This window comes from Halomonas piscis, from assembly GCF_031886125.1.
GTDB lineage: Bacteria > Pseudomonadota > Gammaproteobacteria > Pseudomonadales > Halomonadaceae > Vreelandella > Vreelandella piscis.
The window spans coordinates 78,797-93,240 of sequence record NZ_CP119391.1 but is presented as its reverse complement, the minus strand read 5'-3'; the positions used below and the strand labels follow the sequence as shown (position 1 = coordinate 93,240).

The following is a 14,444-nucleotide window of genomic DNA, read 5'->3' as shown; positions in this document are numbered from 1 at the left end:
TCTGCCGGAACGCCAACCCCCCGCAGGACGCGGGGGTTGGCGGTACGTCCAAGGGCCTGGTCAGACGTCAGGTCTTGCCCTTGCCGATGCTGGGATCGTTTTCGATCTGTCGCGTGATGAAGTACTGCTGGGCGATGGAAATGCAGTTGTTGACCACCCAGTAGATCACCAGGCCGGCCGGGAACCACAGGAAGAAGAAGGTGAAGATGATCGGCAGCATCTTCATGATCTTGGCCTGCATCGGGTCCGGCGGCGTGGGGTTCAGCTGCTGCTGCAGGAACATCGACGCGCCCATCAGAATCGGCAGGATGAAGTACGGATCCTTGATCGACAGGTCCTGGATCCAGAAGATGAACGGCGCGTGGCGCAGCTCGACGGATTCCAGCAGCATCCAGTAAAGCGCGATGAAGACCGGCATCTGCACCACGATCGGCAAACAGCCCCCCAGCGGATTGATCTTCTCCTTCTGGTAGAACTTCATCATTTCCTGGGACATCTTCTGGCGATCATCGCCGAAGCGTTCCTTGATGCGCTTCATTTCCGGGCCGAGCTTGCGCATCCGCCCCATGGAGCGATAGGCCTTGGCCGAGAGCGGGAACAGCGCGGCTTTCACCAGCACGGTGAGCAGCACAATGGACCAGCCCCAGTTGCCGATCACGTCGTGGATCTTGTCCAGCAGCCAGAACAGCGGGTTGGCGATGAACCACAGCCAGCCGTAGTCCACGGTCAGGCGGAGGTTGGGCGCGACCTCTTCCATGTAGTCCTGCACCTTGGGACCCATGTAAAGCGTGGCGTCGAGCGTTGTCTGCTCGCTGGCCTCGACTTCCTGGGTGGGGCCGGCAAAGGCGGCCACGTTGCGCCCCTTGGAGTCGGTGGTGGCGTAGAAGAGGTTCTGCTGGCTCTGGGGCGGCGCCCAGGCCGAGACGAAGTAGTGCTGGAGCATGGCGACCCAGCCGCCTTCGGCGTCGCGATTCTTGACGTTGCCGGCCTTGATATCGTCAAAGTCGACCTTGTCGTAGCGGCTTTCCGGCGTGGAGTAGGCCGCGCCCAAAAACGACTTCATGCCGATCTTGGTGCCGCTGGTGGGGTCGGGGCTGTCGTCGCGCACCAGCTGGCCGATGAAGCGTGCGTCGACCGGAGTCTCACCCTGGTTATCCACCAGGTAGTGCACGTTGACCGCGTACTTGCCGCGCTCGAAGCTCAGCCGCTTGGTGATGTCGACGCCGTTGACCTCGGCGGTGAGATCAACGTCGAGCTGATCCTGACCGTCGCTCAGGTGATATTCGGTCTTTTCCGGAGTGAAGGCGATACGGCTGGAGTCGCCGTCAAGCTGAAGCCCCGAGCGCGCCACGTAGCTGCGTACGCTGTTGTCGGAGAGCAGCACGTAGTTGCGCTCGGATTCCAGCGTCCGCTTGTGCTGCGGCAGAGCGGCGTAGACGATGTCGCCGCCGTGCGGGTCGATGCGCAGATCGAGCACGTCGGTGGTGACGGCGATGGTACTGCGGCTTTGATCCTCGTCGGGATCGATATCGGCCGCCGGCGCGCCTTCGTCACCGGCGGCTGACGGCGAGGCGTCGGGAACGTCCAGCCCGCCTTCATCGGCGTTTTCAGACGAAGCGTCGTCGCTGCGCTGGGTGCTTTCAACGGCCGGCGCAGGTTCGGCCGATTGCCCATAGTCCTGATTCCATTGAACCACCAGCAGATACGCCAGTATTGCCAATGGAATCAGTAATATCAGTCGTTTAACGTCCATGAGGGTTCTGCCCGCTGGGTGGTGAACATGCAATGGCGCAGTGTTGTTTTACCCGACCCATGACACACGAAAGCCTGCCGTGCGGCAGGCCGGGTCGAGCGTTGAGGTGATGGCATCAAGCGTCACGTTATGTCCTGGTCGGCGCCGCCGGGTTGCCGTGGCGCAGGGCGTCGCGCTGCAGTCGCTTCCATAGCCCGTGAAGCTGGCGCTGAAGCATGGCGTTATCCATGTCGTCAACGCCGCGCCGGGCCATCAGCACCACGTCGACCGTAGGCAGCTTTTCCTGACGCAGGCGGAAGGACTCGCGCGCCAGGCGCTTGAAGCGGTTGCGCTCTACGGCAAGCTTGACGTTTTTTTTACCCGCTACCAGGCCGATCCGGGCATGGTCGTCGCCGTTGAAGCGCGCCAGTGCCAGCATGCCTTTGGCATGGATCTTGAGATCGGCTTGGGCAAAAACGTAACGGAAATCCCCGGCGCTTAGCAGACGCAGCGCCCGGGGAAAGCCTTGAGGGGACACACCCAAGGCTTGATCAGGCGCTCAGACGCTTGCGGCCCTTGGCCCGGCGGCGAGAGAGGACTGCGCGGCCGCTTTTGGTTGCCATGCGGGCACGGAAGCCGTGCAGGCGCTTGCGCTTGATAACGCTGGGTTGATAAGTGCGTTTCATAACTCGTATTCCCACGTGGTTTTAGGACGGAACATTAATGCTGGACGCCCCTGTTCGGCAGCCGCCGCACGGGGATATCCAATGAAAGACCGCAAATTGTAGAGCCTTCCCGAGCCGGGTGCAATTTTTCCCTCGGGATTCTGCCCTTGGGCGGTGCCTGCCGGGCATTTTTCAGGCCGCGACCACGACCGCGGATTTTTTTGTCAGCGTCTGCCCATCCAATAATTACTATTATTATAAGATAACTAATGTTGTTATTAATGGTGGGGACAATATTTGTGGATAAGATATTTTTTAACAATCACATCAGTCGGCTGGGAGAATAATAAATCTGTTGACAAGCGTTGGGCAAAGGGACGGCAAGCTGTGGGGAAACCGTGGAAGGTCAGGGACAGCTGGCATTTTGGCCAGCTTGCCCGCAGGCTGTGGACGAGATATCAGCCGTTTGCCAAGAAGGTTATCCACAGGCGTTTTGACGGCTTTCCCCATGTGGATAACGAGGACGTTGGGCGCTACAATGGCCGGCCTTTTTCAATACGATGGTGAGATGAGTGTCACTCGCGCTTTGGCATCAGTGTCTGGACTATTTGCAGGACGAGCTTAGCTCACAGCAATTCAATACCTGGATACGCCCGCTGCAGGCCGAGCAGGGAGAGGCCAACGAGCTTTACCTGCTCGCTCCCAACCGCTTTGTGCGCGACTGGGTGAGCGACAAGTATGCCAAGCGAATCAGCGAGCTGATGCGCGAACTCGCCCCGACCAAGCCGCCTCGGGTGAGCCTGACCGTGGGCAGCCGCCGCGCCGCCGCGGCACCGGCTCCCCAGCCGCGCGAGCTGGGCAACCCGGTGTCCGCTGTGCCGCCGTCGAGCACCGGCTCGGCAGCGCACTCGCCGCCCCGGAGCAGCGCGGGTGACGAGCATGAAATCAATGGCCTGAGCCAGGAAACGCCGCGCCCGTCGGGCGAACGCCAGGTACAGGTGGAAGGCAGCCTCAAGCACACCAGCGGACTCAACGCCAACTTCACCTTCGACACCTTTGTCGAGGGCAAGTCCAACCAGCTGGCCCGGGCCGCCTCGCGCCAGGTGTCGGAAAACCCCGGCGGAGCTTATAACCCATTGTTTCTCTACGGCGGCGTGGGGCTGGGCAAAACCCACCTGATGCACGCGGTGGGCAACGCTCTGGCCGGGCGGCGGGAAAACGCCCGAGTGGTCTATCTGCATTCCGAGCGTTTCGTGGCCGACATGGTCAAGGCGCTGCAGCTCAACGCCATCAACGATTTCAAGCGGTTTTACCGCAGCGTCGACGCCCTGCTGATCGACGACATCCAGTTTTTTGCCGGCAAGGAACGCTCCCAGGAGGAGTTTTTCCATACCTTTAACGCCCTGCTGGAAGGCGGCCAGCAGATGATCCTCACCTCGGACCGCTACCCCAAGGAAATCAGCGGCGTCGAGGAGCGTTTGAAGTCGCGCTTCGGCTGGGGGCTGACGGTGGCCATCGAGCCGCCGGAGCTGGAAACCCGGGTGGCAATTTTGATGAAGAAGGCGGATCAGGCCAAAGTGGATCTGCCCCACGACGCGGCCTTTTTCATCGCCCAGAAAATCCGCTCCAACGTCCGCGAGCTGGAAGGCGCGCTGAAAAAGGTGATTGCCGATTCGCACTTCATGGGCAAGGCCATTACCCAGGACTTCATCCGCGAGTCGCTCAAGGATCTGCTCGCCCTCCAGGACAAGCAGGTAGGGGTGGACAACATCCAGCGAACGGTGGCCGAGTACTACAAGATCAAGGTGGCAGATCTGCTTTCCAAGCGCCGTTCGCGCTCGGTGGCGCGCCCCCGCCAGGTGGCCATGGCGCTGGCCAAGGAGCTGACCAACCATAGCCTGCCCGAGATCGGCGACGCCTTTGGCGGGCGCGACCACACCACGGTGCTGCACGCCTGCCGCAAGGTAAAAGCGCTTCAGGAAGAAAGCGCCGATATCCGTGAGGACTACAAGAATCTGCTGCGCCTGCTGACCAGTTGAATCGGTGCGTCGATGCGCTCATCGACACGCTGGTCGAAACCCTCAAGTCAACATTCTCAAGTCAAACCCTGGAGCCTTGATGAAATTTTCCATTTCCCGAGAAGCGCTGCTGCGGCCGTTGACGCTGGTGGCCGGCGTCGTGGAGCGTCGCCAGACGCTGCCGGTGCTTTCCAACGTGCTGATAGAGATAGAGGGCGACCAGGTTGCCCTGACCGGAAGCGACCTCGAGGTCGAGCTTATCGGCCGCACCGTGGCCAGCGCCGTGGAGCAGCCGGGGGCGATCACCGTACCGGCGCGCAAGCTGATGGATATCTGCAAGTCGCTGCCCGAACAGGCTGAGCTTCAGCTCACCGCGGAAGACGGTCGCGTTTTGCTGGTCAGCGGCCGCTCGCGGTTTACGCTTGCCGGGCTGCCTGCCGCCGAGTTCCCCGGCATCGAGGACACCGACGCCAGGCAGGAGCTGAGCGTTCCGCGGGGCACGCTCAAGCGCCTGATGGACGCCACGGCCTTTGCCATGGCCCAGCAGGACGTGCGCTACTACCTCAACGGCATGCTGCTGGAAATACAGCAAGGGCTGCTGCGCGCCGTGGCTACCGACGGTCATCGGCTGGCGATGTGTTCCCGGGAGCTTGAGGTCAACGTCGACGAGGCGCAGAAGCTGATCGTGCCGCGCAAGGGCGTGCTCGAGCTTTCCCGCTTGCTCGACGACAGCGACGAGCCGGTCAGCCTAACCCTGGGGCCGACCCACGTGCGCGCCCATACCGGCGATTTCACCTTCACCTCGAAGCTGATCGACGGCAAGTTCCCCGACTACGAGCGAGTGATACCGCGCGGCGGCGACAAGGTCATGCTCGCCGAGCGAGCCGAGCTGCGCCAGGTGCTGTCGCGCACGGCGATCCTGTCCAACGAGAAATACCGCGGCGTGCGGCTGTACCTGGAAGCCGACAACCTCAAGGTCATGGCCAACAACCCCGAACAGGAAGAGGCCGAGGAAAGCATCGCGGTGGAGTACGACGGCCAGGCCATGGAGATGGGCTTCAACGTCGGCTACCTTATCGACGTGATGAGCGTACTCGGGGAAGACCGCGTGCAGATGACTCTGGCCGACCCCAACAGCAGCGCGCTGCTGGAAGAGCCCGGCGGCGGAGATACGCTTTACGTAATTATGCCAATGCGACTGTAATTAAAAGTGAGCCGAATTTTTCTTCCCGCGAATAGAGGCCCTACATGAGCGAAACGGATCTGGGAATGATGGACGCCGGCCAGCTGGTCGCGCTGTTCAAGGCCGGCAAGGCGTCACCCGTTGAAGCCACCGAGGCGGCGCTCGAGCGCATCGAGCGTTTCAACGATAGCGTCAATGCCTACGTTTACGTCGACCACGAAGGCGCCAGGCACGCCGCCCACGCTTCCGCCAGGCGTTGGGGCCAGGGCAACCCGGCAGGGCCCGTCGACGGCGTGCCGGTGTCACTCAAGGACCTCACCGAAGTGGCCGGCATGCCCGCTCGAGAAGGCTCGCTGACCGTCGCCGACAGCCTGTGCGAAAAGGACGCTCCGCCGGCGCGCATGCTGCGCGAAGCGGGCGCAGTGCTGCTGGGGAAAACCAACAGCCCCGAGTTTGGCTGGAAGGCGGTCACCGACAACCGCGTCTACGGCGCCACGGCCAACCCCTGGGATACCCGGCTGACGCCCGGCGGCTCCTCCGGCGGGGCCGCGACGGCGGCGGCGCTCAACATGGGCGTGCTGCATCAGGGTGGGGATTCCGGCGGCTCCATTCGCATTCCCGCGGCGTTTACCGGCGTCTTCGGTTTCAAGCCCACCTTCGGCTAGACGCCCCAGTGGCCGCCGGCCAAGGAGCCTACGCTTTCCCATATCGGCCCGCTGACTCGCAACGTTCGCGACGCGGCGCGCATGCTCAACGTGATCGGCCGCTATGACTTCAGCGACCCCTACGCCGTGCGTGGCCAGCCCGACGACTGGGGCGTGGACCTGGACGCCGACCTGCGCGGCCTGCGCATTGCCTATTCGCCGGATTTGGGCTATGCCCGGGTAGCGCCCCAGGTGGCCGAGCGCGTGCGCGAAGCGGCGGAAAACCTCGAGGCTCTGGGCGCCGAGGTGGTCGAAATCGACCCGGGGTTTGCCTCGCCGATCGATATCTTTCGCCGGCTGTGGTTCACCGCCTCGCTCGAGCTTTGGAGCCAGTGCGACGAAAAGCAGCGCCAGCAGCTGGACCCCGGGCTGGTCGCCAACGCCCGCCACGCCGAGGGCTGGAGCGCAGTGGATCTGTTCCGTGCCCAGGCCGACCGCGCTCGGCTGACCCTGGAGCTTGAGCGCTTCAACCAGTCCTACCATCTGCTGATGACGCCCACGGTGCCCATCGAGCCGTTCGCGATCAATCACGAAGTGCCGCCGGGAAGCGACATGCGCGACTGGGAAGAATGGGCGTCGTTTTCCTACCCGTTCAATCTGAGCCAGCAGCCGGCGGCCTCGGTACCCTGCGGCTTTACCGCGGACGGCATGCCGGTGGGCTTTCAGCTGGCCGGCGGCAAATACGACGATATTCGCGTGCTGCGGGCCTGCCATGCTTACATGGAAGCCCACCCGCCGCGGTTTCCGGCCATGCCCGACCCCACCTGGCAGGGGTGAGTCGCTGCTGAAGTCTCCATTCGACAGCGGTTGGAACACCAGGGCGCCCTTGCCTGGGGAAACGCAAAGAGGAGTCAATCTCATGATCGTACGCACCCACGAGGATGCCGAACGCAACGCCATCGACTAAGACAAGTTCATTAGCCGCCGCTACACGCTGCGCGCCGACGGCATGGGGCATTCGCTCCATGAAACCTATATCAAGCCCGGCCAGGCGCTGCACATGTGGTACAAGAACCACAAGGAAAGCGTTATCTGCATCGACGGCGAGGGGCAGATCGAAGACCTCACCGAAGGCGGCAAGTGGGCGCTTGAGCCCGGCGTGATGTATGCGCTGGACAAGCATCAGCAGCACATTCTCAGCAGCGAGAAGGGCATGACGGTGCTGTGCGTGTTTACCCCGTCGTTGGTTGGCCCCGAGGATCACGACGAGCAGGGCAGCTACCCGCTGTACGACGGTCAGCTACCTCTCCCTGACGGGAGAGGCTTGTGAAAGCAAGCCCGGCTGACCAGGGAAAGCGGTAGTCAACCCGCTACGTTGGTAACAGGTCGCCAAGACCCACCCCGCCGTGCTTCCTCAGCGGCGGGTTCTGGAAGGTCAGGATCATGCTGGCGCAAGGTAAAACGCCGAAGGTCTTGATCGCTGCCGTCAGGCAGGAGCCGGTTATCGACATTCCCGAGGGGAGACGGATCGAACGATCCGCGACACCAGGCCCGTAAGGGCATTAACACAGGAGAAAATCGCATGGCGGTTTTCGTATTGGACAAACAGAAACGGCCCCTGATGCCGTGCAGCGAGAAGCGCGCCCGGTTGTTGCGGGAACGCGGTCGCGCTGTGGTGCATAAGCGCTATCCGTTCACGATCCGGCTCAAGGATCGGGTGGAGGGTGACACCCAGCCGCTGCGACTCGGCATCGACCCCGGCAGCAAGACCACCGGGCTGGCGTTAGTGCGCGAGGATGCCGAGGATCGTCACGTGCTGTGCCTGTTCGAGCTTGTCCATCGTGGCTTTCAGATTCGCAAGGCGCTGGAGCAGCGCCGAGCCTTTCGTCGCCGTCGTCGCCGTCAGAACCTGCGCTACCGGGCGCCACGCTTCAACAACCGCACCCGACCCAAGGGCTGGCTGGCTCCCAGCCTGCAGCACCGTGTCGATACCATCACGGCTTGGGTGAACCGGCTGACGCGTCTGGCGCCGGTCACTGCCATCAGTCAGGAGCTGGTGCGCTTCGATACGCAGAAGCTGGACAACCCGGAGATCAGCGGTGTCGAGTACCAGCAGGGCTCGCGGCTCGGCTACGAGGTGCGCGAATACCTGCTGGAAAAGTGGGGGCGCGAGTGCGCCTACTGTGGTGATACCGACACCCCACTGGACGTCGAGCATGTGGTACCTCGTGCTCACGGTGGCTCGCACCGCGTCAGTAACCTGACGCTGGCCTGCCACGCCTGCAACCAGGGCAAGGGCAACGGCACGCTGGACACTTTCTTCACCACCGACAAGGGGCTCAAGAAGCGACTCAAGGCTAACAACCTGTCGGCGGATGCTCGACAGGAGCGCGTGCAATGTGAGCTCAAGCGCCCGTTGCGGGATGCCAGCGCCGTCAACGCGACCCGTTGGGTGCTGTTCGGTGCTCTCAAGGCCACCGGTCTGCCGGTGACAGCAGGTAGCGGCGGGCGCACCAAGTACAACCGCCAGCGCCTCGGCATTCCCAAGACCCATGCCCTGGACGCCGCCTGCGTCGGCCCAATGGACGCCCTGCACCATTGGCAGGTGCCGACGCTGACGATCAAGGCCACCGGGCGCGGCAGCTATCAACGCACCCGATTGACCCGGCACGGTTTCCCGCGTGGCTATCTGATGCGGCAGAAGCAGGTGCACGGTTTTCAGACCGGCGACATGGTGAAAGCCATCGTGCCTACCGGCAAGAAGGCCGGCATCCATACGGGCCGTGTCGCTGTGCGTAAAACAGGCAGCTTCAACATTCAGACCGAGCAGGGGGCGGTGCAAGGCATCTCGCACAAGCACTGCTTGCTGATCCAACGCGGTGATGGCTACGGCTACCGCCTCACCTCATCCATTCAACCAAAGGGAGGAGCGGGGCAGACGGTGGCGTAACAGGTCGCCCTGCGGGCGACGCGCTATCCCTTCCGGCACTGAAAGTACCGGGTATCCCGCGCAAAATCTGATCAAAATGCGCGTCAAACCCCGTACTTCTAGTGCGGGGAAGGAAAGCGCGAACCGCGCAAGCGGTTCTTGTTGACAGGCTAAATATATGCAGTTACTATTCGGTCATGACTACCGTACAGCGTGCCTACAAATACCGCTTCTATCCGACGACCGAGCAAGCCGAACAGCTTGCCCGGACGTTCGGGTGTGCGAGGTACGTGTACAACCACTTCTTGCGGCTGCGTACCGATGCCTGGTACGAACGGCAGGAGCGAATAGGGTATACCGACACCGCCAAGCTGCTTACGGCGCTCAAGAAGGAACCGGAGACTGCCTGGCTTCAAGAGGTGTCGAACGTCTGCCTGCAACAGTCGCTGCGCAATCTCGACACCGCCTTCAAGAACTTCTTTCAGGGTCGGGCCAAGTATCCGACCTTCAAGAAGAAGACGGCGCGCCAGTCTGTTCGCTATACCACCAGCGGTTTCTCCTGGCGAGATGGCCAGATCAAACTGGCCAAGCAGAAAGAGCCGTTGGATATCCGCTGGAGCCGTCGCTTTACCGGCACGCCTTCCAGCGTCACGGTCAGCAAGGACAGCGCGGATCGCTACCACATCTCAATTCTCGTCGAGGAAGAGGTGGCAGCGTTGCCGTTCAGCAAGAAGGAAGCAGGCATCGACCTGGGGTTGACCCACGCGGTCATCACCAGCGGCGGCCAGAAGGTCAACAACCACCAGTATCTCAAGCAGTCCGAGAAGAAACTGGCTCGCGCGCAGCGCAGCCTGTCACGCAAGAAGAAAGGGTCAGCCAACCGGGCCAAGGCGAAACTCAAGGTCGCGCGCATCCACGCAAAGATAGCCGACCAGCGTCAAGACTTCGCGCACAAGCTGACCACGCAGCTCATTCACGAAAACCAAGTCGTAGCTGCGGAAAGCCTTCAAGTGAAGAACATGCTCAAGAACCGCTCGCTGGCGAAAGCCATCAGCAACGTGGGGTGGCATCAGATCACCACCATGCTGGGTTACAAGGCCGAGTGGTACGGACGAGACTTTGTTCAGATCGACAAGTGGTACCCTTCAAGCAAGCGTTGTCACGCCTGCGGCCATATCTCCGATGCCATGCCGCTAACAGTCCGCGTCTGGGACTGCCCTACCTGCCATGCGCATCACGACCGCGACATCAACGCTGCCAAGAACATTCTCAAGGCGGGCAAGGCCATTCTGGCCGGTGCCGACAAGCTGCGAGAGCACGAGCAGAAAACTACCGCGGGGCGCGCGGGAGGTTAAGCCTGTGGAGTCTGTGTCAGCCTCTGCGGGCAATCCCAAGGAGCAGCGGACTATGAAGCAGGAAACTGGAAGGCAACAACCAGGAATCCCCTTCCTTCAGGGAGGGGAGGACGTCAAGACGGAAGCGTACTGAAACGCTAGCCGGCGCTGCCATCCCACCCTGGCCCCGGCCGGCCTGGTCCGGCGGCCTTCCTTCCCGAACGGCGCATCGCCAGCCGCGGTGCGCCGTTTCCTTCTGTCTGCCACCGCGGTGCCCGTATGAGTATCGAACAGCTGAACTTCCACGGACTGCGTAACCTCCAGCCGCTGTCCTTCGCGCCCGCCGCCGGGATCAACGTCATCACCGGGGCCAACGGCAGCGGCAAGACCAGCCTGCTGGAAGGCATTCATATTCTGGGCATGGGGCGCTCTTTCCGCACCCGCCAGCTGAAGAACGTTATCCAGCACGACGCCGGCGAGTTCGCGCTGTTCGGCCGCCTTGCCGGCGAGCAGGGAGCCGCCGGTACTACCCTGGGAGTGCGCCGGCTCCGGGACGAGCGCGAGCTTGAGCTGCGCCTGCGCGGCGAGCGCCATGCGCGGCTGGCCGAGCTGGTAGAGGCGCTGCCTCTTCAATTGATCAACCCCGATGCCTTTCGCCTGCTGGAAGGCCCGCCGGCGGGGCGGCGGGAATTCCTCGACTGGGGAGTGTTTCACGTGAAACAGGCATTTTTGCCCGCCTGGAAAGGCGCCCGCCGGGCGCTGAAACATCGGAATGCCCTTCTCAGGCGTGGTAGAATAGAAGGGAGACCCGACGCCGCCCAGCTGGACGTTTGGGAGCAGGAACTGGCGCGTTGCGGTGAAACAATGGACCGGCTGCGCCAGGAGTGGTTCAGCGCCTTTTTGCCGGTCTTTGAAGAGACGCTCAAGGCGCTGCTGCCCCTTGAAGGGCTCAGCCTGCACTACGCCCGGGGGTGGGATAAAAAACGCCCGCTGGCAGACGCGCTGCATGCCGGGCGTGCCACCGATACGCAGATGGGGTTTACCCAGCAGGGCCCTCAGCGGGCGGACTTGCGTATTCGGCTGCGCAAAAAACCGGCGATCGAAGTGCTTTCCCGAGGCCAGCAAAAGCTGGTGGTCAGCGCGCTGAAGCTTGCCCAGGGCCGGCTTCTGGAAAGCTCTTCAGCGCCTGGCACCGCAGTTAGGCACTGTGTCTATCTGATTGATGACCTGCCTGCCGAGCTGGACGGCAGGTACCAGCAGCGATTCTGCGAGCTGCTGGAGGCCATGCAGTGTCAGGCTTTTATTACCAGCGTTGAACCGGGTGCCTTGCAGAACCGCTGGCTCTCCGAAACGGCGGTCCGGATGTTTCACGTGAAACATGTCGGCCGGGAAGAGCCGGGCCAGCCGGCGTCGGGCCGGCTGGTGGAAAGGTAGGCGACACGGAACGAGACAGACTTCACGACGGAGTGGTCAATGAGCGAGCAGGCTTACGATTCATCAAGCATCAAGGTGCTCAAGGGGCTGGACGCGGTGCGCAAGCGTCCGGGCATGTATATCGGTGATACCGACGACGGCACCGGGCTGCACCACATGGTGTTCGAGCTGGTGGATAACTCCATCGATGAGGCTCTGGCAGGCTACTGCAGCGAAATCCGCGTCGTCATCCACCCGGACGAGTCGGTCACCGTCAGCGACAACGGCCGCGGCATTCCCACCGAGATTCACCAGGAAGAGGGCGTTTCCGCCGCCGAGGTGATCATGACGGTGCTCCACGCCGGCGGCAAGTTCGATGACAACTCCTACAAGGTGTCGGGCGGGCTGCACGGCGTGGGCATCTCCGTGGTCAACGCGCTGTCCGAAGAGCTCAGGCTCACCGTCTGGCGCCAGGGTGACGTCTTCGAGCAGATATATAATCACGGCGTGCCCCGGGCGCCTCTTGAGGTGGTCGGCACCACGGAAAAAAGCGGTACCCGGGTGCACTTTCGCCCCTCGACGGACACCTTCGCCAACATCGAGTTTCACTACGACATACTCGCCAAGCGCCTGCGCGAGCTGTCCTTTCTCAATTCCGGCGTGGCCATCCGCCTGATCGACGAACGCAGCGGCAAGGAAGAGCTGTTTCGCTACGAAGGCGGCCTGCGGGCGTTTGTCGAACACCTCAACGCCACCAAAACCGTGCTCAACCCGGTCTTTCACTTTACCTCCGCCCGGGACGACGGCATCGAGGTGGAGGTGGCCATGCAGTGGAGCGACACCTTTAACGAAAACATCCACTGCTACACCAACAATATTCCCCAGCGCGACGGCGGCACCCACATGGCCGGCTTTCGCGCCTCGCTCACGCGTACGCTCAACCACTACATTGAAGCCGAAGGCCTGCTGAAAAAAGCCAAGATCAGCACCGCCGGGGACGATGCCCGGGAGGGGCTGACGGCGATTGTGTCGGTCAAGGTGCCGGATCCCAAATTTTCCTCCCAGACCAAGGAGAAGCTGGTCTCGAGCGAGGTGAAGACCGCCGTCGAGCAGGAAATGGGGCGGCTGCTGGCGGATTATCTGGTCGAAAACCCCAACGAGGCCAAGGCCATCGTCAACAAGATGCTCGACGCCGCCCGGGCCCGGGAGGCGGCGCGCAAGGCCCGGGACATGACCCGGCGCAAGGGCGCGCTGGATATCGCCGGGCTCCCCGGCAAGCTGGCCGACTGTCAGGAAAAGGATCCCAGCCTGTCCGAGCTTTATCTGGTGGAGGGCGACTCCGCCGGCGGCAGCGCCAAGCAGGGGCGCGACCGGCGCACCCAGGCGATTCTGCCGCTCAAGGGCAAGATCCTCAACGTCGAGAAGGCGCGCTTTGACAAGATGCTCTCCTCCGCCGAAGTGGGCACGCTGATCACCGCGCTTGGCTGCGGCATCGGCCGGGAAGAGTTCAACCCGGACAAGCTGCGCTATCATTCCATCATCATCATGACCGACGCCGACGTCGATGGCTCGCACATCCGCACGCTGCTGCTGACGTTCTTCTTCCGCCAGATGCCCGAGCTGATCGAACGCGGCCACGTCTTCATCGCCCAGCCGCCGCTTTACAAGATCAAGCGCGGCAAGCAGGAACTCTATCTCAAAGACGAGCAGGCGATGGTCGATTACCTGACCAGCACGGCGCTGGACGGCGCTCAGCTGTACGTCAACGCCGAGGCGCCGGGGGTTGGCGGTTCGCAGCTGGAAGCGCTGGTGACCCAGTACCGCGGCGTCATGCGCCGTATCGATCGCCTCTCGCGGATCTATCCCTCGGCCGTTCTGGAGCATATGGTCGATACGTCGGCGCTTTCCGGCGAGGCGTGCCTCAAGGACCGCGTCACCATGCAGAACTGGATCGACGAGCTGCAGCGGATCCTGGACGCCAAGGCCGACTACGAAGGCGGGCCGCGCTACCACTTCTATCTGCACGAAGACGAAGAGCGCGGACTTCACCTCCCGGCGGTATCGCTGGTGGCTCACGGCGTGACCAACAGCTATATGTGGGGCCTGGACTTCTTCGAAAGCGCCGACTACCGGGCGATAACGGCGCTCGGCGAAACGCTTTCGGGGCTGCTGGAAGAGGGCGCCTACATTACCCGGGGCGAGCGCAAGAAATCGGTTGCCAGCTTTTCCGAGGTGCTCGACTGGCTGATGCAGGAAGGCCAGCGCGGTCTTTCGGTGCAGCGCTACAAGGGCCTGGGAGAAATGAACCCCGAGCAGCTGTGGGAAACCACCATGGACCCGGAAGGCCGGCGCATGCTGCGCGTCAGCATCGAAGACGCCATTGCCGCGGACATGATGTTCAACACCCTGATGGGAGACGAGGTGGAGCCGCGCCGCGACTTTATCCAGTCCAACGCTCTGGTCGCCAACATCGACATCTAACTGTTTTGAAACGGAGGCGGACATGTTTCACGTGAAACATGTCTG

The 14,444-nt window shown here is 62.4% G+C and carries 11 protein-coding genes and 1 pseudogene; 8 read left to right on the top strand and 4 right to left on the bottom strand.

Annotation, left to right across the window (positions count from 1 at the left end; genetic code table 11):
• Positions 1–67: 67 nt before the first annotated feature.
• From yidC to rpmH, 3 genes are all read right to left on the bottom strand, one after another.
• Positions 68–1,753, bottom strand: coding sequence for a membrane protein insertase YidC (gene yidC, locus P1P91_RS00425; RefSeq protein ID WP_311883764.1), 1,686 nt, complete (start codon positions 1,751–1,753; stop codon positions 68–70).
• Between the two features lie 127 nt (positions 1,754–1,880).
• A complete protein-coding gene (gene rnpA / locus P1P91_RS00420; protein ID WP_311885819.1) occupies positions 1,881–2,270 on the bottom strand; it encodes a ribonuclease P protein component in 390 nt (129 codons plus the stop codon).
• A gap of 13 nt (positions 2,271–2,283) precedes the next feature.
• Positions 2,284–2,418, bottom strand: coding sequence for a 50S ribosomal protein L34 (gene rpmH / locus P1P91_RS00415; protein WP_311883763.1), 135 nt, complete (start codon positions 2,416–2,418; stop codon positions 2,284–2,286).
• Positions 2,419–2,969: 551 nt separating this feature from the next.
• Between rpmH and dnaA the strand changes: the two genes are divergently transcribed.
• The 4 genes and pseudogenes from dnaA (at position 2,970) to P1P91_RS00395 (ending at position 7,572) form a co-directional block, all read left to right on the top strand.
• Positions 2,970–4,436: a chromosomal replication initiator protein DnaA gene (gene dnaA, locus P1P91_RS00410; protein ID WP_311883762.1), complete on the top strand. Its 1,467-nt coding sequence runs from the start codon at positions 2,970–2,972 to the stop codon at positions 4,434–4,436.
• 79 nt (positions 4,437–4,515) lie between these two features.
• Positions 4,516–5,619 carry a DNA polymerase III subunit beta gene (gene dnaN / locus P1P91_RS00405; RefSeq protein ID WP_311883761.1) on the top strand — a complete coding sequence of 368 codons (1,104 nt, stop codon included), beginning with the start codon at positions 4,516–4,518 and terminating at the stop codon, positions 5,617–5,619.
• 44 nt (positions 5,620–5,663) lie between these two features.
• Positions 5,664–7,079, top strand: a pseudogene (locus P1P91_RS00400) (amidase).
• A 172-nt stretch (positions 7,080–7,251) separates the two neighbouring features.
• Complete coding sequence (locus P1P91_RS00395; RefSeq protein ID WP_311883760.1) at positions 7,252–7,572, top strand: ectoine synthase; 321 nt, start codon at positions 7,252–7,254, stop codon at positions 7,570–7,572.
• 40 nt (positions 7,573–7,612) lie between these two features.
• Here the strand turns inward: P1P91_RS00395 and P1P91_RS00390 are convergent, their stop codons facing one another.
• Positions 7,613–7,753 (bottom strand): hypothetical protein, encoded by a 141-nt coding sequence (locus P1P91_RS00390; protein ID WP_311883759.1) that lies wholly within the window; start codon positions 7,751–7,753, stop codon positions 7,613–7,615.
• A gap of 71 nt (positions 7,754–7,824) precedes the next feature.
• On the opposite strand from P1P91_RS00390, the gene iscB reads away from it, so the two are divergent.
• The 4 genes from iscB to gyrB all read left to right on the top strand — a co-directional run bounded on the left by iscB (position 7,825) and on the right by gyrB (position 14,399).
• Entirely contained in the window at positions 7,825–9,192 is a 1,368-nt protein-coding gene (iscB, locus tag P1P91_RS00385; protein WP_311883757.1) for an RNA-guided endonuclease IscB, read from the top strand.
• Positions 9,193–9,368: 176 nt separating this feature from the next.
• The gene (gene tnpB, locus P1P91_RS00380) at positions 9,369–10,526 is read left to right on the top strand and encodes an IS200/IS605 family element RNA-guided endonuclease TnpB (RefSeq protein ID WP_311883756.1); all 1,158 of its coding nucleotides are present in this window, start codon (positions 9,369–9,371) and stop codon (positions 10,524–10,526) included.
• Between the two features lie 258 nt (positions 10,527–10,784).
• Positions 10,785–11,939: a DNA replication/repair protein RecF gene (gene recF, locus P1P91_RS00375; RefSeq protein ID WP_311883754.1), complete on the top strand. Its 1,155-nt coding sequence runs from the start codon at positions 10,785–10,787 to the stop codon at positions 11,937–11,939.
• A gap of 39 nt (positions 11,940–11,978) precedes the next feature.
• Complete coding sequence (gene gyrB / locus P1P91_RS00370; RefSeq protein WP_311883753.1) at positions 11,979–14,399, top strand: DNA topoisomerase (ATP-hydrolyzing) subunit B; 2,421 nt, start codon at positions 11,979–11,981, stop codon at positions 14,397–14,399.
• The last annotated feature ends 45 nt before the right edge of the window (positions 14,400–14,444 follow it).